Origin of the sequence: Peptoniphilus harei (assembly GCF_016726485.1) — a bacterium.
Taxonomy (GTDB): domain Bacteria; phylum Bacillota; class Clostridia; order Tissierellales; family Peptoniphilaceae; genus Peptoniphilus_A; species Peptoniphilus_A harei.
Genome location: NZ_CP068103.1, coordinates 942,739 through 962,702, shown reverse-complemented (window position 1 = coordinate 962,702; position 19,964 = coordinate 942,739). Strand labels below are relative to the sequence as shown.

Genomic DNA, 19,964 nt, shown 5'->3' with positions numbered 1-19,964 from the left:
GAGCCTTAGTTGAGAAAAAAATATGAAAAACTTTTACGAAATTAAAAAAAGGTCCACTATATTGGACCTAAAGATAAATAATCGAAAGTTAAAGTCTACAAAACTTATAAAAATGATGAAAATGGATTTAATTTTATTAAGTCAGGCTTTTAATAAGATTTTATTTTGCCATCGGTCTTTATTCTTGATTAAAAAGCAGGAATCTCAGAAGTTTTAAAATTATTTTAGACCAATAGTTTTTATAAGTAAACAAAACATAGATTTCTAATTATCCTTTTAAATCTCATTAAATGCTCGCAAATCCTTATTCTAAAGGGCTTCGAGCATTTTTACTGTTGGAAGATACTTCACGTTTCCTTATATATTTCCTCATGAATTGACTGTCAGAAGTGGTAAATTAGTAGTAAATTCATCTGTACTACTAAGCAACAAGACGTTCCTGCTGTTTCTTTTTTTCCAAGCGGTTCATCTCTGCCATAGCAGAATCGAATGTAGCATGTGCGTAATAGTTCAGCGTCATGTTTATATTCGCATGCCCCATAATGTACTGCAATGCTTTTGGGTTCATTCCTGCATTTGCATAGTTAGTGCAGAACGTATGACGCAAAATGTGTGGAGTGATATGGGGTAGCTTATCCTCATGATATTTATTGTATTTCTTGACAAGGTTTTTCAACATACCATTGTAATCACTTGCCACTTTAGGATAGTCTTTCCCATTGAGAAAAAGGAAATTACTATAACCATCAATCACAACACATTTACGGTTCTTCCGATTCGCCAGCACTCGCTGAAACGCTTGATAGGCTTCTTCAACCATAGGAACTTGTCGTTCGCCACTTTTAGTCTTGGGAGTTTCAATGTAGTATCCATTTTCAGTATCTCGTAGTAACTGATGGTCTACCTTGACAAGACGATTTTCAAAATCCAAATCTGGAAGTGTCAGACCGCCAAACTCTGAAATACGAAGACCCGTTTTTAAGAGTATCAGGATTTCATCATAATTCTTGCTGTAGGTCTTATCAGCTTTCGCAAAGGATAACAGCTTTTCTTCCTGCTCCGTTGTCAATGCGACTTTAGGAACAGTATCATCATCAATGACGGTATTTAGCTGGAAGTCAAAGGGATTCTTCCGAACACAATCGTCTTCAATCGCAATATAGAATGAAGCCCTTAAAGAACGCTTATAGTTATTGATGGTTTGATAAGCATATCCATCTTCACTCATTCTAATCGCCCATTCTTTAGCGTCTGATGGCTTAATACTGTCAATACTTCTTACACCTAACTTGTCTTTCTTCAAAATATCCATAAGATATTTGCGTCCAGTTTCAGTGTTTTTTCTAACCTTTGGTCTTTGAGCGTTCTGTTTTGCGTAAAGCTGGCAGAGTGTCATTTTCTTTCCTACAACATCAATACCATCATGAATGTCTTTCTGTAACTCTGCGATTTTCTCTCTAAGTGAGATACAATCACGCTTTCCTGCTGGTACTCGGTCTGTAGCCACAAGTTTCCACGAGTAAACAAATTGCGGTTCTCCAAATGAATCTATATATTTGTATAAGTATCTTCCGTCTTTTCGTTGGCTCTCTCCAGTCTTTAAGATTCGACCTTTATTGTCACGTCTTTTTTCTGACATGGCATTTGCTCCTTTCCTTTATGGAAAGAGCCTTGATACGACTTAATACTATTTTATCATATACAAGACCCTTTGGCGACGCTAGATTGCGTCCAATGTATCTATAATTTTTTCAAATTGTTTTCGTTTAATCTGAATACGATTGCCATTCATAATCAGCCAATTTGCATTTTTATTTTCCTCTGCCAAGCGTCGTAGCTTGTTTTCGCCAATACGAAAATATTTTGACGCTTCTTCAATGGTTAGGGTATAACGTTCCCAAATAGGAATGTCAGTCTGCTTCATAAAATCCTCCTTTCCAAATCACTTATTTGGATTTCATAAAAGTTGTTTTACCAGCAATCGAACAGCTTTAGCAAAGCTCACGGGAGTTCCACCCCTGCATGGTTCTCATGTAGCCATACTCATTGCCTGCGACGGTTTTATCACGCTCGGACTATTGACTGTATGGGAGTATCATTATCACGATAAGAATGTCGTTGCAGGCAATCCTGCTAAAGATTGCTTCTCGGATCACTAACATGAATCGCTCGCTATCTTTATAAGATAGGTCATGGCGGTTAGTTCCGTTGGCTCTTTTCTTATCGAAACGTATTCGATTACTTTTATTCAGTTTTCAAAGAACAATGGCTCGTTAGCCTATCAAAACACATTGAAAGCTCAATATGCTTTGGTGGAATAACAAACCTCCCTGTTCGGGAAGCGTGGAATGGTTTAGCACGCTTCCACGAAAGGAGAGAGGATATTACTTAATTTCAAATGACAAAATCTTTGTAATCAGTCTGGTTTCCATTCTTCCACGTAAGACTTCATCAACGACCATACTTTGATTGCCATATTCATCTTTCATAAGTCGTAGGGAACGCTTCGTTATGTACCCTCTGTAATGATGTAGAATCTGGTTAATCGCTTCGGTATCGCCATCTGTTGCCTTTACAATGAGAGGAAAGGGAATCATAGGATATTGTGTTTTCATTCTTCAAATTCCTCCATAAACTTTTTAATTAAGGCTAGTCCACTGGTTCTATGCCGATAGACAGTAGAACGGTTCAATTTCAACAGGTCTGCAATTTCTGAATCGCTCATGTCCATAAAGTAAAACAGCAGTAGAATTTCACGTTTCTTGTCTGGCAACTCACGTAATGCTTCACTCAACAAATCATTTTCAACGCCTACTGATAACCCATTGAGTGTAAAAATCTGAAAGTCAGTTGAATAGTTATCTGTTGTCGCAAACTGGCTAACAAGATAATCGCCAACATCCGAAAAGGACACCTCACGCTTTGCAATCCTTGAAAGATAAAGCATATAATTCTTTCGCTCGTCTTCCATAGCACGTTTACAGATATAGTCAAACTGATTTTCTATTGTGGTCTGAAAAGAAGATGGTTTCATGTTTCTCACCCCCTTTCTGTCTAGGAAAGGAAGTGAGCCTTGCTCGTTTATCTCCTTTCACTCTTAGTCCCAATGTGAAAGGGGGATTTGTTGCATTACTGATAAATAAACTTTGTAAAAAAGTTCTGAATAGCCAAAAAAGCATATAAACAGATTTATTTCTCTGTTTACATGCTTCTGTTATTCTATCTATATGATTTATAAAACCACATTGGTGGACGTACTTATCTATTGCAGATAGACGACTTTTTTTGACAAGAACCCAATGTAAGGAAATTTATTGTATATGATGTACTTCATGGCGACGTTGACCTCCAACAAACCGCCATTTGGAAGTAATATACAATATTTTAACAGCGTAAATAGCACTACCATATAACGGTTTTTTTTATTGGCGTTTAGTAGTGCTTTTTATTAAATATAAACCTATAAACCATATAACACGTTTTTCTATACCTGTTTTTAATTCAGTAGGAACAATAAAATGTATAGAGGTGGTCTACTATGCGTAAAAAAGAAGATAAATATGATTTTAGAGCCTTTGGTTTAGCCATTAAAGAAGCTCGATTGAAACGAGGTTTAACTCGTGAACAAGTGGGAGCATTGATTGAAATTGACCCACGGTACTTAACTAATATTGAAAATAAAGGGCAACACCCCAGCATACAAGTTCTTTATGACCTTGTATCGTTACTTGATGTGTCCGTTGATGAATTTTTCTTACCTGCTAATAACTTGGTAAAAAGCACCCGACGATTACAGATAGAGAAATACATGGATAGCTTTACAGACAAAGAACTATCCTTAATGGAATCTTTAGCCAGCGGTATCAACGAAGCAAGAAACATCGAAGACTAATTAAAAGAATCCATACATAACGGAAAGAGCCGATAAAATGAGATTGTATTAATCTCATTTTATCGGCTCTGCGTCTTTGCGTCTGGCTCTGTAATCACAGTTACTTTGAACTGCTTTATTTCAATTAAATTTTCTTGTCTGCATTTCGGACAATAGAGGGGGAATTTTTTTAATTCAGTATCTTCCCTTATCTTTAATCGTGTTTTATTTCCACATACAGGACACAATATCCACTTGTAGTTTATAATAACTATCTCCTCCTTTACACTTTAATTCAAATCTTTATTAAAAAATATTTCATCTTATTTAACAAGAAACCATATTTATATAACAACATAAAATACACTAAGTTATTTTATTGAACATATATCGTACTTTATCTATCCGACTATTTGGACGACGGGGCTGGCAAACAGGTTCACCGGTAGTAACATGGTACCCTTTTAACTCTGTTAAACAAACACTACGTCCATTTGTAAAGAAAGTTAAATCACTACGATATTCTTGAATACACCGAGCAGGGATTTCTCCACTAAGAATGACCTCATTATTTTTCAATTGAGTGTCTACGATGTTCGCACAATATTTAGGAGCATCGTTGTATGCTCGTGAAAGATATTCCTGTGGCGCATAAATTTTAAAACTAAGATATGGCTCTAACAATTCTGTTCCAGCTTTTTTTAAGACTTGTTCCAATACAATAGGAGCAAGCATCCGAAAATCTGCTGGGGTACTAACAGGGCTATAGTATAAGCCATACTTAAAACAGATTTTACAGTCCGTCACATTCCAACCATATAATCCTTGTTCGCAACCATAGCGTATCCCTTCCATAACTGCATTTTGAAATGATTGATTTAAGTATCCAAGAGAAACCGAGCTCTCATACTGCATTCCACTTCCCAACGGAAGCGGTGATACAGATAAACCAATGGAAGCCCAGAAAGGATTTGGCGGCACTTCGATGTGAATGGTATATTCTGCATTTTTTAACGGTCTCTCCATATAAATGACTGTAGGCTCTTTTAGTTCTATCTCCACATGATACTTTTCTTGCAACAGTGCACTAATCACTTCCATTTGTACTTTCCCTAAGAAAGAAAGTATAATTTCATGTGTCGTAGAATCCACGTAATATCGTAGAAGCGGATCACTATCTGAGATTTCCAAAAGGGCATCAAGCAACATTTCTCTCTGTTCAGGTTTACTCGGTTCAACAGTTGTTTGTAGTAGAGGGTGCGGATTTTCAATCTTTTTTCTCTGTGGCAATAGTTTTGTATCTCCAAGAACACTATTTAACTTCAAAAACTCATTTTGCAAAATAACAATTTCTCCAGAATAAGCTCTATCAATCTTACATAATTCACCATTTATTGAAGTATACATTTCTGTAACTTTTATTTTTTCTTTTTCTGATACTCTAACCGAATCTCGTAAATGTAGTACTCCACTATAAAGGCGTATATATGCAAGACGTTGTCTTTTTTTTGTATATTCAATTTTGAAAACATTTCCGCAAAGTTCAGACGGACCTCGATGTGTTGATGAATAAAATTTATTAGTAATAACTTCTATAAGGTTATCAATCCCTATATTACTTTTTGCACTTCCATGATAAAGAGGGAACAGAGAACAATTCTGAAATCTTATGCTTTCCTCTTGTTCGAGTTCCAATGCTTCTAATGATTTACCGGACATATATTTCTCTAAAAGGTCATCGTTTCCCTCTATTACCGTATCCCATTGTTCAGATTCGGTAAAGTTCGTCACACACATATTAGGATACAGTTCTACCTTCTGTTTGATTACAATTTCGGCAGAAAGTTTCTCTTTAATATCCTGATAAACCGTTGATAAATCAATTCCATTTTGGTCAATCTTATTGATAAAAAAGATTGTGGGAATCCCCATTTTCCTAAGTGCATGAAATAATATACGAGTTTGTGCTTGTACGCCATCTTTTGCAGAAATCAGTAGAATTGCCCCATCTAAAACTGATAATGAACGATATACTTCTGCTAAGAAATCCATATGTCCTGGCGTGTCTATGATGTTCACCTTCGTATTTTCCCACTGAAAAGAGGTTATTCCTGTCTGAATTGTAATTCCTCTCTGACGTTCTAAAAGCGTATTATCCGTCCTCGTTGTACCTTTGTCCACGCTTCCTAATTCTGTAATCGCTCCACTGTTATATAATAAGCTTTCTGTTAAGGTAGTTTTTCCTGCATCAACATGAGCTAAAACTCCAATATTAATAATTTTCATGTGATTTTCCTCCATTCAAAAACCCAAAAGGGCATAAAAATCCCAGTGATAAATACTTTTATCACTGGGATTTTTATGCATAACCATAGGTATACAAAGCATACAGATATTCTCTGGATACTTTAGAATCACATGATAAAGGTATTCTTAAACTGGGTACAAAAAACTAAGCCCTCCTAAAAAAGGACATCCAATTATTTGTTCCCACTATCAAATTGACAGTTTATTTAAGAATACCTTGTCGCATATTTATTAACTCCTTTTAAATAGATACTTAAATAATAGCACGTAAGAGCATATTTGTAAAGGAATCTCCAATTTTTTATCAAAGAGAGTACGTGATTACAAAATAGCTGTAATAATGTACCAATATTTGTTATTCTATAATCTTCCAATTACTCCCGTTCTTTTCAAGTACCAAATCAAATTGAGATACCTGCGTTGCTTTGGTCTGCTGGTCGATATACTCCACTGTCAGCGATACCGTGACTTGATTATCCTTACGATTGTGAATAGGATTTACCAGTTCTTGAAAGATGTACTCTTTTCCGATTGGTTTTAATATCCCGTCATTCACATAGTAGGAAAGTTCACTGGCTGTCGCTGTAGGATAGAGCTTGAAGAACGTCGTTAAAAACTCATTGATTTCATTGGTTGTAATGGAATCAACCGTCCCCTCACTTTCAATGGCTTTTGGTTTATAACTTGATTTCTTAGGTATGTTGGTAATGGTCGGATTCTTAACCAGTACCATATTTCCAGAACCATCTACATAGACACTCACTATATAAGCAGAGTGGACGGTCTTTGTATTTTCTCCCTCTGTAATGAGCTGGTCTACACTGTAGGTTACATTAAACTCATTGTCGCCAGTTGGCTCTACCGTCCATATCTGAAATCCTCTTACAGAAGACGATACAGGAATATCTTTGCGTACTGTATCAACATTGAGAGCTTGAAGTTCATCTGTCAGATAGCCTTTTAGACTTTCCATTCGATTATCAATGGACTTATCGGATTGCTCCCATGAATAGTAGACTTTCGCAAAGTTCTCTACAAAATTTTCTACATGATGAGTATCAACGTATTCCTTTTCTATGATAGTTGTTTCGTGAATAGTATGAGTATCTATAGCTGTAAAGTGCTTGAATATCGCAAAGCTGAAACTAAGCCCTAAAAGTACCCACAAGGCAATCACAACCTTTTTATGAGGATTGACCTTATAGTAGACACGAGGTTTCTTTTCCTTTGGTATCTGTTTTTCTTTATTCTGATTTTTTCTAAATTTCATCATTAAATCTTCCTTTCTCATTGTTTGATTCGTCCTGCTCCCACTAAATGCTGTTGCCAGTAGGGGCTTGTTAAGTCGGCATAACCGATTGGGTCGCCTGCATGAAACATACGGTTATTGCCAAGGTATATCCCAACATGAGTAATATAAGAGCCAGCGTTATAGGTAGAATGAAAGAAAACCAAATCGCCAGCTTGTGCTTCCGATAGTGGGATATGCTGGGTCACATCATATTGCTGTTGTGCGGTTCGTGGTAAGTTAATTCCAGCTTTTCCATACGTCCATTGTGTCAGTCCGCTACAATCAAAAGAAGTAGTCGGGGAAGCTCCACCGTAAACGTATCGCCAGCCCTCATATTTCAGTGCTTCGTCCATGATGGCTTGTACCGTATCATCATCAAACTCTGTTGTGACAAGATACTGCGTTACCAGTTGCACATAAAACATATTGCCATAGTTGTATCGCCAGCCCCCATTGATAGGTATGGCTATGGGATTGGGGTAAGACACTTTTTCGCCACCTGAATACTCTTTTGAGAAACTTTGAGCCAGTTCAAAGGTATATTTATTTCCACGATTAGCCACATACCCTAAGAAACCACCACCATAATTGTAGGACTGGATAACCGATTCTAAATCTACACTGAGCCTTTCGCTACTGGCTAATAATTCACTGAAATACTTCACACCTTGCTTAATGGATTCTTCTGTACTCAATGAATTAGGTGGAAGACCGAGGGATTCCGAGGACTGCATAACATCTTCCGCAGTACCGCCCGATTCCACCTGTATAATCGCAAGAAGTATGTTGACATATTCTTCAACGCCATATTCTTTGGCATATTTTTCTACCATAGGCTTATGAGCCAGCACTTCTGCGGAAACATTCACACCTCCATAATGAATATTGGAAATTCCGCTGTCCTGTTCATCTGAAAATAAAATGGCAACAAACAGAAGCAGTGAGAAGACCATCAAGAATAATCCAGAACCACCAATCACTAAAGTTTTCAACTTCATGGTTTCTTACCGACTTTCTTAATGGTGGCGGTTTTGATTGGTGGTCTACTTCTTGTATTTTGTAGTGGTACTCTTTGAACAGTAGACGGACGTTCTTTTGTGATTGGACGTTGTGAAGTTCTATCTGCTGTAGTGGTTGAAGTTGCTGGCTTTTGAACGGTTTTTTCTTGAACGGTATTGCCTTGGCGTTCCACTTTTGGACTTGAAAAATCGGACTTAACTGCTGGACGCTCTTGTTTGGCTTGTTGAGATTCCTTATATGAAGTCTGAATATTAGACTGTTTTGAGGTCTGTTCATCATGATATTGTTCTTGTCTTGTAGTCGGTCTTTCATGAACAGAAGAAGCAGGCTGTTTTTTCTGTTTGACCTGTTCCATTTCAGAGCGACGCTTCGCAATGGTTTTTCGCCTTTGTTCCTGCTGTTCCTTGCGTCCACTGGCTCTGTCCGCTTTGGTTTGAGAAATACTACTGGTTAAATCACGGACATTCTCTTTTACTTTGGATTTTCCTTGATATACTGCATATCTTGCATTGGTCGGCAAATCTTTAACCTGTTCTTTCAAACCACTAGCAGTGTCTACCATTCTGTCTTTGGTATCAGCTACTGTACCGATGGTTTGACCGATACGTTTTCCAAGTGTTGATTTTTCCTTTCCGTCTGGTCGGGAGTGATCTGCTTGTGTCCTTGCAGAACTCCCCGAACCCGACTGTCCTTTTTTACCTGTAACAATGGCAGACCCAGCCCCTAGAGTAGTCATGGAACGTCCAAGTTTCCGCTGTAGACGGTGCATGTGAGCGTGCATAAGCATACGAGGTTTTCTCATCACACGACTTCCCACACTTTGAGAATCGTTACTCTGTAGAGAAAACATACTCATTAAATCGCCCAGCTTGAAGTAGATTCCTGCAAAGGTCACAATCTGTAGAAAAGCAATCAAAAAGAACGGATAACCAGCCGATAAGGTATAGAGCATGGTTGAAATACTAAATGCTGTCGTAATAATCAATGTGATTCCAGCTCGTGTCAAAATGGTATTAAAGAGCTTTGTTATGGCTCGTTTTGACATACCATCAAATGATGGAATCATGCTTAAAATAAAGCTCACAGGCAGAAACATAGCATAGATGATAAAAAGTACCTGCGAGAAAATCATGATTCCTGTTAATAGGAATACAAATATGGAAATCCCAATATTGAAGACAAATAGGAAGAAGACTGTACCTAAACGGTTAATGGTCTTTGTAATGGTTAGATTGGTATTGCTTCTGTCTTCAATTTCTTCCGCAACAATTTTTTCTCTGTCTTCGCCATTGTTGGAATCTGGGCTGGTGGAGAGCAGGCTTTCCACACGGTCAATACCGATACTTTCAATGTCTGAACTGTTGTATTGAAGCAGTAGCCACGGTTGCTGAACCTGTATGGAAAACAGGCTATCTCTGATTAAGTCCACGCTGTCCTTGCCTTGACTATCGGAATGGGGCATGACAATCTTCGTGCCAAGTGATAAACTGGCATTACTGATGTCTGATGAAAAGTCATTGATTTTTTTAATGTAGTCGGGAGCGTAGGCAATAAAGGAAGCCGATAGGATAAACACCAGCACAAAATTCATAATGGCATGAATTGCCTTTGTGGTTTCTCTCTTTATCAGTCCCGTATAGGCAACATAAACCCCAAGAACCAAAATCAAGAGTAAGAGGAATCCAACATAGAAACCCTCTGTTGAAAATCCGTTTGCACTCACACCAGCTAAGGTCTGCATATTCTTACCAATGGAATCTGCTGTAGCGGAAATGAAGTCTAAGGAATAGGCTTCCTGTACTAAGTAACCTGTCGCATTGGAAACATACAAACTGATTGTCCAAATAAAATTGGTAATGGCATATAGTCCATACATGACCTGTTTTCCAATCCCGTCCGACCAGTTCCACGGAAGCCAGCCCCAGCTATTATCCACATAAAAATCCAGTTGATAGTTTTCAAGTGGGTATCGGCTGTATTCATTTGCCACATTGACCGTATCATCTACCAAGCCCGCAGCTTGAACCACCGTTCCCAGCATGGCTAAAAGAAAAATGGCAATCACAAGTGTGAAAGCCACTGTCATTGCCACTTTACCTAGACGTTTCAGCGTCCAGTTTGATTTTATTCTGTTTACTATTGATGGTTTCACATTTACACCTCTTTTCGCACAGGTGGTCTGGTATCAAAGGCATGGAGCAGTTCTTCAAATACAGGGTGGAACTGTATCACACCGACACGACCATATAAATCACTGATAAGGCATTGCCCGTTTTCCAAATCACGCAATCGCTTCTGATTGTTTTCGTCCTCTGGGTCTACACCAAAAAAGGCTAAGGTCTTTTTAATCTCGTTAAGGTCAGTGGAACGAAATGCAAATTTTAAGCCGAGGTTATTTTTCAGTTTTTCATCTAAGAGGTCGTCTGTATTTTGGGTCACGAAATATACCCCAGCGTTCATAGCACGACCAGCCCGAACCAGCTTCATAGATAGTGTTTTTCCTTGTGCTACCTGTAAAAAGCTCCATGCTTCGTCTAAATCTACAATCTTGAAAATGCTTCGGTCTGTATGGATAAAGTCTAAAGCAAAGGTACTAATGACAATCAGCATAGCAACGGATAAAAGCTCCATAGTGGTATATTCCTCAAAGGAAGTTTCCTTGTCGGGAAGTACCAAGTCCGCAACCTGTATAATGTTCAGTTGTTTTTCTAAGCTGATAGACTGCTCCACATAACCATTACTGAATAATAAATGTGCAAAGTCATAGTCTGTAAAACTTTCGATATGGTCGGCTATACTGGTACTTAGTGGCGTATTCTCAACCCGTAATTCCTCAATCACTTTCATCAACCCTCGTACTTCACTATTGGTTACTGCACGAATGGCTTTTCTAAGGATTGGGAAGCGTTCCCCATCACGAGAGGAAATCCCCGTAAGGAATGTCAGAATATCAATAGCCAGTGATTCAGAATCTTTGGGATTTTTCATAATCACATAAGGGTCAAGTAAGCCTTTGTTTTTCTCATCAGAAGTCAGAGTGACGATATTGATTTCATGGGAAATCTCTGGCAAGGTTTCTTTCCATCTGCCACGTTCTGCTTTTGGGTCTACAATCACTGCTTGTGCCCCATAAAGCACCGCATAATAGACGATAAGGTTATTCGCAAAGGATTTACCACCACCCAGCGAACCAACAAAAGCCGACGCTAACGCATTGGTTACTGAACCCTTAACCCCTTGACTGGCAAGAGCAGGTTTCAGATAGACATTGCGTCCAGTATCTAAGCTGTAGCCAACATAAATCCCCTCATTTTCCCCCAGCATTTGAGTAGCACCAAAACCTAAACCAGCGAGGAAATCAGAGGTCACGTATTGAATATAATCATTCATATAACGCTTGCTGGCAGGTAAAAATTCTTCATGTAAGCCGAGCATATCCCCAAATGGTCGTACCAGTTTTACGCTTAAATCGTCATAAAAATCTTTCACTTCATTACAACGACGTTTGAGTTCGTCAAGATCATTTGCTGATACCCTTACCACATAAGACAGCTTGTACATAGATTCCTTGCTTTGGTCTAAATTGGTTTCCAGCTCATTCACACTTTCCAGAGCTTCCGCCACATTGGAGCTGGTTTCATTATCACTTTGCCAAGCGTGGTTATCCAAGTCTTTCAGTTCTTTCTTTTTATTGCGGACAGTAGATAGGGCTTTACGATTCGCTACAATTTCCACATTCATTGACGTATCAATCGGGAATGTAAATTGCTGTTGCTGGTAGTAGAAGATTTCAGAGGACGGGAAGTCCAGTTCTCCGACAATGCTGTTAATGGTAAAGTAAGCTACATAGACGGTTTCATCTTCCTGCTGGATTTTCAAATATCGCTGTTTTTCTTCCACCAAACAGCGAGTAGGCTTAATCAAGTCATAGTATTTAATCAGCGTTTCATTATCCAGCTTTTTCTTTGATAGATGGTACTCATACTCTTCATAGGCAGTGTCTGTCTGTCCGTAAAGGTGTTCAATCAGATAGCCGAAGTCGTCCTTATCTAACCTGCGGATTTTGAAACGACGAGAGATTTTATTTTCTAAGAGCTTTTCCATCTTCTGAAAACGCAGGATTTCATCATTACTCATACTAACAAAATCGCCCATCAGCTTATGGTTCACATCATAGACAAAATCAGACAAAGCATTTTTTGCTTCAACGGTAAGACTTTTCATAGAAAACTCCTGATCGTTGAGAAGCAACTTAAAGCCGATAAAGAAACGGTAGTTCACTTGATTTTCGCCAATCATGGATATTAAAGCGTCTGTCTGTTGGTCGATTTTGTCATAGGCAACCGCTTTGAGCTTGCCAGTGACTTCATTTTTGGAACGCTCTTGTGCAGAACGTATGCTGGATTCTGTACTGATTTGTAAAGCATGAATTTTGCCATCACGATTTTGTGCGATAAGCTGTCTGAAAGAATCATGCACTTGTATTTTCTGTTCTGGACTTAGAAATGAGTAATTGTAAGGAACAAGCTCATAGTAAGCATAACATTCCCCGTCTTTATTCCAGACGAGATTGTTTTCAATGTATTTAATTGGATATGCCATAAAATTCACTCCTAACTGCTGTAATGGCTTCTTGTGGCTGGTTTCTGCCAAGCGTTACTTTTTTTCCTGCATAGGTCAGCTTTGGTCGCAGTGCATAAGCAATGACAGACTTCAAAAATCCATAAGGCTTTTTACCATCAAAAGTTTTTGTAGACATAAACCATGTGAAAGCCACAGGAATCCCAAAGTATTTGAGAAATGCTCCCTCTATCATGGAAAGAGGGGGCAAGTTGCCAAGTATCATCACTGCAAAGAGTGACACGACAAACCATGTCATTTGCGTAAAGGTTATGGGAAACGGAAGTCTAAAATCGTTGATGGAGTACAGCACTTTCTCAACAGACCAAATACTGGTATAGCTTCGTATTTTCTTCATAGAATCAATCCTTTCAATAGACGATTTCAAAAATCCCATAATTGGTTGTGATAAAAGTTCCCGAAATTTCTAAATCACGACCATAGGATTCGTAATCAATATAGTTTTGAAGACTGGTTGGCACTTCGCCCAATACTCCAGTTTCTTCAATGTAGTAACGTGCGACATCTGCCATATCATCACAATCCGAGTGAATGATAATATCCTCTTGATGTTCGCTTAGTTCCTCAATACTTGAAAAATGAGTGAGCAGAGCAGATAGCTCGGATTGTAGTTCCTCTGGCAACTCCGATACCATTTCCCATAGGCGATTGAGTTCGCCAATAGAAGTGTATTCGTCAACCGTAAAGGGTAACTCATAATCGTGAATGGCGTATTCCTCGTATTCATCATTCAAGCCGATTTTCTCTTTGACTTCTTCAAAATCAATGGGAAAGGTAAACCAAGCACCGACTAATTCTCCTTCATTGTATTTACCTAAGTTGGCAATATAGACTTGCATATCGTCCATGTGTTCACGTCCTTTCTTTGTAGAGATTCAAAAATCCCTACCGCACTTCGTTTGGTGTACCATTCTTTTGCGGAACATAAGAAAACCACTTATATTCCACAAAATAACGGTTTAATTTAAGCACCGATAATGCGATTAAATAGCTCTAATAAAATGTCTTTTACTCCAGCAGCGTTGAACACCAAGCCCACCGCAATAATCGCAATGATGAGAAAGCCAATCAGTTTACTAAACTCACGCTTGAAGCCAAGATACAAGCCAATTACAACGATTGCTAAAAGTACCAGTGATTGAGCATTTGATAGAAACCAGTTATAAAGGTTTTGTCCAAAATTCATAAAAATGTTCTCCTTTCTGTATGCAGTGAATTTGTATTTAAGTTATTTTTTTGTCGTTATCACGTCCTGTTCTTTTACCGACTGTTGCTTTAAAATCTGCTTGTGTCGGTCTGTCAGTTTCGCATGGTCGAGAATGTCTTTCACAACCTGCGTCTGGTTAATTTCATCAAGTGTAATAGCAACCTTTAAGGTCGGGGCGACTTGATGAGATAGCCAGTTTAGTGTCCTTTGGAAAGAGTAAGGCTCTGGTTTTGTGGTTAGCTTTAATCGTTCACGATTGTTTCCAATAAACCATGCCCATTCTTCATTGAGTTTCCAATCGGAACGTGCTTTTGAATCGTCCTTATCCACAAAGCGGATATACCGATTGATAATCTTAAAAGCTGTATGCTCTGGATTATCATAGACAAGTAAATCACGTACTGCATAATAGGCACGCTCATTTTTTAGTCGGATTTCAAAACGGTTTTTAACCTCTGCGTCTTCAATGGGAATATCATTTTTCTTGTACTGCTCATAGTCCTTTTCATAGATACAGAAATAGACTTCGCTTTGTAATGAACCGATATAAAGCGTGTTTCCCATACATTCCTTTTCATCTTTGCGTACCAGTTCGCCACTGCGATAGCTCTTGAAACTGCGGAACACCGAAATACACTCTTCCTGTAGGCATTTTTCCGTCAGTGTGGGAATATTCAAAATCCCTGTTTTATCGTTGATGGCAAGGTCAAGGCGTTTCATCACGCCACCAGCCACCAAAGCGTCCATAAAGAACTCATACCAGCTTCTTTGTTGTGCTAGAAGATAGCTTTCAAATTGTCTGCACCCACGACCTTTTAATTCCACCAGAACACCTTTGTCTATCTCATGAGAGCAGAGAACGAATATATCGCCTAAGGCATAATGTTCTGAATAAGAATAAAAGCCATAGTCTTCATGAAGAAAATAGGAAAGTTTCAATTGCAATATTTCTTCAACCACATGCTGTACGTCCATTGTGGGAAAGCGAATCCTTACATAGTCAAAGAGCATTTCAAGTGGGGCATCGGGATTGAAGCGTTCCAGAGTTTCCCAAAGGGATTGTTGCAACTCGTCTGATGGCTTAACCTTGCCAGTTTCAATGTCGCTAAGATATTGCCTTGTAATGCCTGTAGCAATAGCCAGTCGGTTTTGAGATAGCCCATAAGCCAACCGTTTTTCCTTTAAATGCTGTATCAAAGTTTGTTCATTCAGTTAAATCCCTCCAATTAAAAAAGGTATGTCAACTATTGAAGCTCATTTGACATACCACGAAATTTTCTAAACTCCTTGTAACCAAAGAATTTTCTGCTATTTTTTTGACTGTTTCCTGTCGATTTGTACCCCCCTGTTAGATACGGGGGGTTAGGTGCTGGCGTGGCTATCGCCACACCAGCCAGCAAGATCAGTCCACACCTGCGACTTTCGCTTCGCACGTCGCCTGCGTGGACTGTCTGCTGTTGGTTAGTTTTTTTATTTCCTCCAAAAAGTCATGACCTTTTGGTACTAAGGGAGTGTAAAATTCTGATATGACACTTGTTCCCACATCAACATAGCCACGACCTTTGATTTGTTTTAAGAAGAAATCTTTTTGTACATCACTGCCAAACATCATGCCATAGCCCATTTCAGACATTCTTCCAAGTGCCACTCTGAAATTAAACTGGTCACGGATTCCGTCGCCTAAATATTTTGCGTCTGGACGTTGACAAGCCAGTATTAAAAAGAAGCCAGCTTGACGACCTAACATGACAATCTGTTTGAGCTTGTTTAAGACTGCGGTATTTTCTTTATTTCCCAGCATTTCCATGAAAGCCACGTATTCATCAAAGATAAGAAAGTTTGCAGGAAGTCCTAAGTAGGCATAGTTCTCGCCAGTCTTATAGTTTTCCATCTCTTTCATAGCTTCACTTCGTGCCATCATTTCATCATAGAAACGGTCAATGCAGGAGAGCATATCTTCTTTTCTGTAGTAGACATTCCCCATCACAGAGCCTAAGTCGGCAAGGTCGGCGTTCTTTGGGTCAAGAATATAGAGCTTAGAATCTGTATAAAGCAAGGCTTCAATCAGTGTCAGTATAAAGTAAGTTTTACCGCCACCTGTACCACCAGCTATGAGCATGTGAGGGAGCTTGTCATATTCCCACCATACGTTTTCCATCAAGCGTAGTTTGCCATCTTTGGCTTGGACTTCATCAATAGAAATACGACTGGCGATGGTGTCATAGAGCAGGGTATATTCCACATAAGAATCTTTTAACTCTTTATCCGTCAGCTCACAGTACAATCCGCTTTCTAATTTCTTTTCCAAGTGTAGGAGCTGGTCTTGATATTTTCCTAGCGTGATTTCCACTCGCATCTGTATTAAACCATCTTTAAGGCGATAAAATATTTTGGGAAAGTAGGTTATCTTTTCCTTAGTACGACTGGACGAATCTTTGAAGAAGCCATCTGTTTTGACCTGTTCCGATTCATACCACTTGTTTTCAAGTACCATCTTAGCCAGCTTTTGACGGTGGTACAGTTGTTTTACTGTATCATATCTATATCTTTTGAATAGAAATGCCACCAGCAAGCAGACAAGAATTGCGACACTAACACTAATAACTAAATAGGGAATGTGAATCTTGTCTACTTGTGATAGGTTAAAGTCCTGCCAGTTAATCTGCTGGATTGTCTTCACATGAAACAGTCCGATAACCAGCAGGAAAATTGGCAGTAAGGACGCTACTGTAAAATGAAAGACTAAATCCTTGTCACTTGGGCGAATCCTTTTACCACGAATGCCAAACTGTTTCATGCGGGATTTCCTCCTTTCTCTCTAGTGGAAGTAGCATGACTATTTATCCGTGGCTGGCTCTTTTTTTAGGTTGTGGCTGATTTTTAAAGGTACTGGAATCTTTCGTCAATACAATATCGTCTGCCTTGATATACCAGTCAACATCTGCCCCTCGGAAGGTAGCGGTAGCGACGGTATCTGCAACTGGATTGATGATTTCCACTTTTGCGTTATAGTCAAACTCTTTCAAAGGAACACTGGCAGGAATACTCACTTGAATCATACGTCCTTGCCCTTTGGATTTTAAATCATAGGTACGTTCTTTGATTTCATCTGAAACCGTACCGTCGTCATTTTGGATTCGTACTTCACGACGGAGTGCTGAAAACTTTAATTCTCCAAATGTAGCGTCTTTATCTAATACAATGCCATTAGGTAATCTCATCATTTTTCCTCTCTTTCTTTATTCTTTTATCATGTCGTCCGCATGTAAAAGGTAATTTGTGAATCCACGAGTACCAATTTTATAGCCCTCTGCGGTAATACGTGGATTGACTAACATTACACGTTCCTCAAAGCCGAAATGTTTTTCTCCAGCTTCAGCAGGAAGCACCACCACAATATCATCTGCTCTTTGAACGTCAGAATAGAGGTTGTAGCTTCGAGATAAGACAGTTAATTGTCCGTTGATTCTTCGCTGTTCTACTTTATCCTCGCCAGCAAATTCTAAATTGCCAAATGTTTTTTCCATGTTGGGAATCACAAATTTAAGTTCCATATTTTTACCTATCCTTTCTTTTTATTGTTTGATAAATCTTGTTTGTTTGATGGTCTTAAAGGGAGGGGAGCGACCTTTTGATTCTTGATTTTCTGTTTTCATAAGTTCACTTCCTTTCAAATATTGGGTAAAAAAATAGACACCTCATTTTTTGAAGTGTCTACCTATTAAATATTCAATTTTATTGGAAGTATCTTTGTATCTTCACTTTTCAAGGATAAATCGTCGTATCAAAGCTCATTCATAAGTAGTAAATTAGTAGTAAATTGAGTGGTTTTGACCTTGATAAAGTGTGATAAGTCCAGTGTTTATGCGGATAATTAGATTTTTATACTGTTTTTAGTAATAAAAATTGTAAGAAAAAACTGCAGTCTTATTTCTTTTCAATATAGGCGATTTCTCTTTGGATAAAGCGACCTGCCACATTGGCAATTTCTCTTACAGATTTTATTTTTATATAAGAACTTCCAAATAAAAACTTTGCGTTGTCAACTTTGTCACTATTTAAAATGGCAGAAGTGTGAATACCCATTTTTTTAAGCTTATCCAATTCCAATTTTGTATTTTCAAGGGAGGCTTCTTCAGAATATTTTTTTGATCCAAAGAAATTTTTTGAACTTAGGGGTCTCATGTCACGAGGCTCAGCATCTGTTAGAGCAATTGTGAGACGGTTGTCATTTATATTTTCGATTAAATTTTTATAGGCTCGATAAAAAAGTCCGTCTCGGTTCCAACCCATGGCCTTGTATCGAAAGATTTTTTGGGGGTCGGACTTATCTCCATAATCTTTTAAGATGCTTATAACTGTATAGTCGCCCACACTTTGGTAGGAAATAACTCTGTTTAAGATGTCGTTGTTTTCGAGGGACTTGGAGACTATGTAGGCCTCAATTGCTATGTCTGATTCAACTTCTAAAAGAGAAGCAGAAGCGTCTAAGACTAGGTCCACTTTCATAATGGAGCGAGGCTTTAAATTTTTCTTGGAAAAAATATTTGCCCTTTCAGTAATCATGGACTTATAGGCCAGGCGTGAAACTAGCCTTCCCCTCTTGGTCACCACTTCTTCTTCGCCATATTGGAGGGAGAGGGCCACCCTAATTTTTTTGGACAGGCTTTTAATCTCCTTGTCGTAAAACTTTTTATCCTTCTTAAATTTTAAGAGGTGCCTTTCTATTGTTGACTCCTCAAGTTTTTCTTTACTTAAGTCTTTATTATCAAGTCCTCTTGTGAAATGGAGTTTTGATTTTTTGTGGGCTCCAAATAAATATTTTTCTTCGATTATTTTCATTTGGTCTTCTGAATAAATTGATTTGCCAAAATTTTTTTCAATAAAGTTTTCCCTCTCTCTTCGTCTTTTTGCAGCAAGGGAATATAGAAGTCCAGAAAGCCCAGAGCTTTTATTGTTTTTGAAGTCGCCAAAAATTGTTGGTTTGTTAGATCTTTCAAGTTTTACAAAGCCCATGGAGTCAAAGAAGGTAAAATTTTTTAGGGGAGAAAATTTTAAAAGTTCATTTTCTTTGTAATTTAAATTTTCTCTAAAGATTTTAAGGACTCTTTCTTCTACATTATTTTCATTTGTGTCGCAACAAAGTCTTAAGTTATTATAAATTTTTTCTCTTTTAGGACTTAGTTTATAGTCTTTCCCCAAAATCGTATTTATTTTTTTCATCTGGAGATCAAAGAATAAATTTTCCTTTAGTGCCAGGTTCTTTCGCTGCAAGTCATATTTATCTTCTGAAAATTTCTTTGCGTAAGTTTCCCTTAGGGAAGTCAAGACTCTTCGAGAGGATAATTCTTTTTTATAGACAAAATCTTCTAATAGATAGACTGCGAATAAGTCAAATTTATCCCTATTGAGATTGTACTCCCAGTTAGAAAATAAGTCCTCGAGACTCTTAGACCCAAAATATTTTGCAGAAAGGCCAATTATTAAATTTACATAAAAGTCGGGATTGCCAGAAATATCTTGGCCTGTGATAAAGGGTTCACTGTCATAGTCCATGGACCCGTCCCAAATTATATTTTTTATTCGATTTTTTTCTTTTATTAAAAATTTATCTTCCATAATAAGCA

The 19,964-nt window shown here is 38.2% G+C and carries 19 protein-coding genes and 1 pseudogene; 1 reads left to right on the top strand and 19 read right to left on the bottom strand.

The window, feature by feature from the left end; genetic code table 11:
* Positions 1 to 421: 421 nt before the first annotated feature.
* From I6I93_RS04480 to I6I93_RS04465, 4 genes are all read right to left on the bottom strand, one after another.
* Positions 422 to 1,639 carry a tyrosine-type recombinase/integrase gene (locus I6I93_RS04480; protein ID WP_049542880.1) on the bottom strand — a complete coding sequence of 406 codons (1,218 nt, stop codon included), beginning with the start codon at positions 1,637 to 1,639 and terminating at the stop codon, positions 422 to 424.
* A gap of 81 nt (positions 1,640 to 1,720) precedes the next feature.
* Complete coding sequence (locus tag I6I93_RS04475; RefSeq protein WP_000814511.1) at positions 1,721 to 1,924, bottom strand: excisionase; 204 nt, start codon at positions 1,922 to 1,924, stop codon at positions 1,721 to 1,723.
* A gap of 460 nt (positions 1,925 to 2,384) precedes the next feature.
* The gene (locus I6I93_RS04470; protein ID WP_000857133.1) at positions 2,385 to 2,615 is read right to left on the bottom strand and encodes a helix-turn-helix domain-containing protein; all 231 of its coding nucleotides are present in this window, start codon (positions 2,613 to 2,615) and stop codon (positions 2,385 to 2,387) included.
* Positions 2,612 to 3,034, bottom strand: a complete 423-nt coding sequence (locus I6I93_RS04465; protein WP_000804885.1) for a sigma-70 family RNA polymerase sigma factor — start codon at positions 3,032 to 3,034, stop codon at positions 2,612 to 2,614. Before I6I93_RS04465 ends, I6I93_RS04470 begins: the two co-directional genes overlap by 4 nt.
* A 504-nt stretch (positions 3,035 to 3,538) precedes the next feature.
* On the opposite strand from I6I93_RS04465, the gene I6I93_RS04460 reads away from it, so the two are divergent.
* Positions 3,539 to 3,892 carry a helix-turn-helix domain-containing protein gene (locus I6I93_RS04460; protein WP_070701362.1) on the top strand — a complete coding sequence of 118 codons (354 nt, stop codon included), beginning with the start codon at positions 3,539 to 3,541 and terminating at the stop codon, positions 3,890 to 3,892.
* Between the two features lie 59 nt (positions 3,893 to 3,951).
* On the opposite strand, the gene I6I93_RS04455 is transcribed toward I6I93_RS04460, so the two are convergent.
* The 15 genes and pseudogenes from I6I93_RS04455 to I6I93_RS04380 all read right to left on the bottom strand — a co-directional run bounded on the left by I6I93_RS04455 (position 3,952) and on the right by I6I93_RS04380 (position 19,956).
* A complete protein-coding gene (locus I6I93_RS04455) occupies positions 3,952 to 4,119 on the bottom strand; it encodes a cysteine-rich KTR domain-containing protein (RefSeq protein WP_000336323.1) in 168 nt (55 codons plus the stop codon).
* Positions 4,120 to 4,237: 118 nt separating this feature from the next.
* Positions 4,238 to 6,157: a tetracycline resistance ribosomal protection protein Tet(M) gene (gene tet(M) / locus I6I93_RS04450; protein WP_000691736.1), complete on the bottom strand. Its 1,920-nt coding sequence runs from the start codon at positions 6,155 to 6,157 to the stop codon at positions 4,238 to 4,240.
* 15 nt (positions 6,158 to 6,172) lie between these two features.
* Positions 6,173 to 6,220: pseudogene (locus I6I93_RS09425) on the bottom strand (hypothetical protein); the annotation flags it as partial.
* Positions 6,221 to 6,533: 313 nt separating this feature from the next.
* Entirely contained in the window at positions 6,534 to 7,469 is a 936-nt protein-coding gene (locus I6I93_RS04440) for a conjugal transfer protein (RefSeq protein WP_001224320.1), read from the bottom strand.
* Positions 7,466 to 8,467, bottom strand: a complete 1,002-nt coding sequence (locus tag I6I93_RS04435) for a bifunctional lytic transglycosylase/C40 family peptidase (protein WP_000769868.1) — start codon at positions 8,465 to 8,467, stop codon at positions 7,466 to 7,468. The genes I6I93_RS04440 and I6I93_RS04435 overlap by 4 nt, the downstream gene beginning before the upstream one ends.
* The gene (locus tag I6I93_RS04430; protein ID WP_000804748.1) at positions 8,464 to 10,641 is read right to left on the bottom strand and encodes a CD3337/EF1877 family mobilome membrane protein; all 2,178 of its coding nucleotides are present in this window, start codon (positions 10,639 to 10,641) and stop codon (positions 8,464 to 8,466) included. The genes I6I93_RS04435 and I6I93_RS04430 overlap by 4 nt, the downstream gene beginning before the upstream one ends.
* 2 nt (positions 10,642 to 10,643) lie before the next feature.
* Positions 10,644 to 13,091 carry a conjugal transfer ATPase TcpF gene (gene tcpF, locus I6I93_RS04425; RefSeq protein WP_112889591.1) on the bottom strand — a complete coding sequence of 816 codons (2,448 nt, stop codon included), beginning with the start codon at positions 13,089 to 13,091 and terminating at the stop codon, positions 10,644 to 10,646.
* The gene (locus I6I93_RS04420; RefSeq protein ID WP_000723888.1) at positions 13,075 to 13,467 is read right to left on the bottom strand and encodes a conjugal transfer protein; all 393 of its coding nucleotides are present in this window, start codon (positions 13,465 to 13,467) and stop codon (positions 13,075 to 13,077) included. The genes tcpF and I6I93_RS04420 overlap by 17 nt, the downstream gene beginning before the upstream one ends.
* Before the next feature lie 13 nt (positions 13,468 to 13,480).
* Positions 13,481 to 13,978: an antirestriction protein ArdA gene (locus I6I93_RS04415; RefSeq protein ID WP_002368312.1), complete on the bottom strand. Its 498-nt coding sequence runs from the start codon at positions 13,976 to 13,978 to the stop codon at positions 13,481 to 13,483.
* A gap of 116 nt (positions 13,979 to 14,094) precedes the next feature.
* Complete coding sequence (locus I6I93_RS04410) at positions 14,095 to 14,316, bottom strand: hypothetical protein (RefSeq protein ID WP_001009056.1); 222 nt, start codon at positions 14,314 to 14,316, stop codon at positions 14,095 to 14,097.
* A gap of 42 nt (positions 14,317 to 14,358) precedes the next feature.
* On the bottom strand, positions 14,359 to 15,507 hold the full coding sequence (mobT, locus tag I6I93_RS04405) for a MobT family relaxase (protein WP_024041623.1): 1,149 nt from the start codon (positions 15,505 to 15,507) through the stop codon (positions 14,359 to 14,361).
* Between the two features lie 232 nt (positions 15,508 to 15,739).
* Positions 15,740 to 17,134 carry an FtsK/SpoIIIE domain-containing protein gene (locus tag I6I93_RS04395; protein ID WP_002368310.1) on the bottom strand — a complete coding sequence of 465 codons (1,395 nt, stop codon included), beginning with the start codon at positions 17,132 to 17,134 and terminating at the stop codon, positions 15,740 to 15,742.
* A gap of 43 nt (positions 17,135 to 17,177) precedes the next feature.
* Positions 17,178 to 17,558 carry a YdcP family protein gene (locus I6I93_RS04390; RefSeq protein ID WP_407673044.1) on the bottom strand — a complete coding sequence of 127 codons (381 nt, stop codon included), beginning with the start codon at positions 17,556 to 17,558 and terminating at the stop codon, positions 17,178 to 17,180.
* Between the two features lie 18 nt (positions 17,559 to 17,576).
* Positions 17,577 to 17,891: a YdcP family protein gene (locus tag I6I93_RS04385; RefSeq protein ID WP_000420681.1), complete on the bottom strand. Its 315-nt coding sequence runs from the start codon at positions 17,889 to 17,891 to the stop codon at positions 17,577 to 17,579.
* A gap of 373 nt (positions 17,892 to 18,264) precedes the next feature.
* Entirely contained in the window at positions 18,265 to 19,956 is a 1,692-nt protein-coding gene (locus tag I6I93_RS04380) for a VWA domain-containing protein (RefSeq protein ID WP_112889589.1), read from the bottom strand.
* Between the last annotated feature and the right edge of the window lie 8 nt (positions 19,957 to 19,964).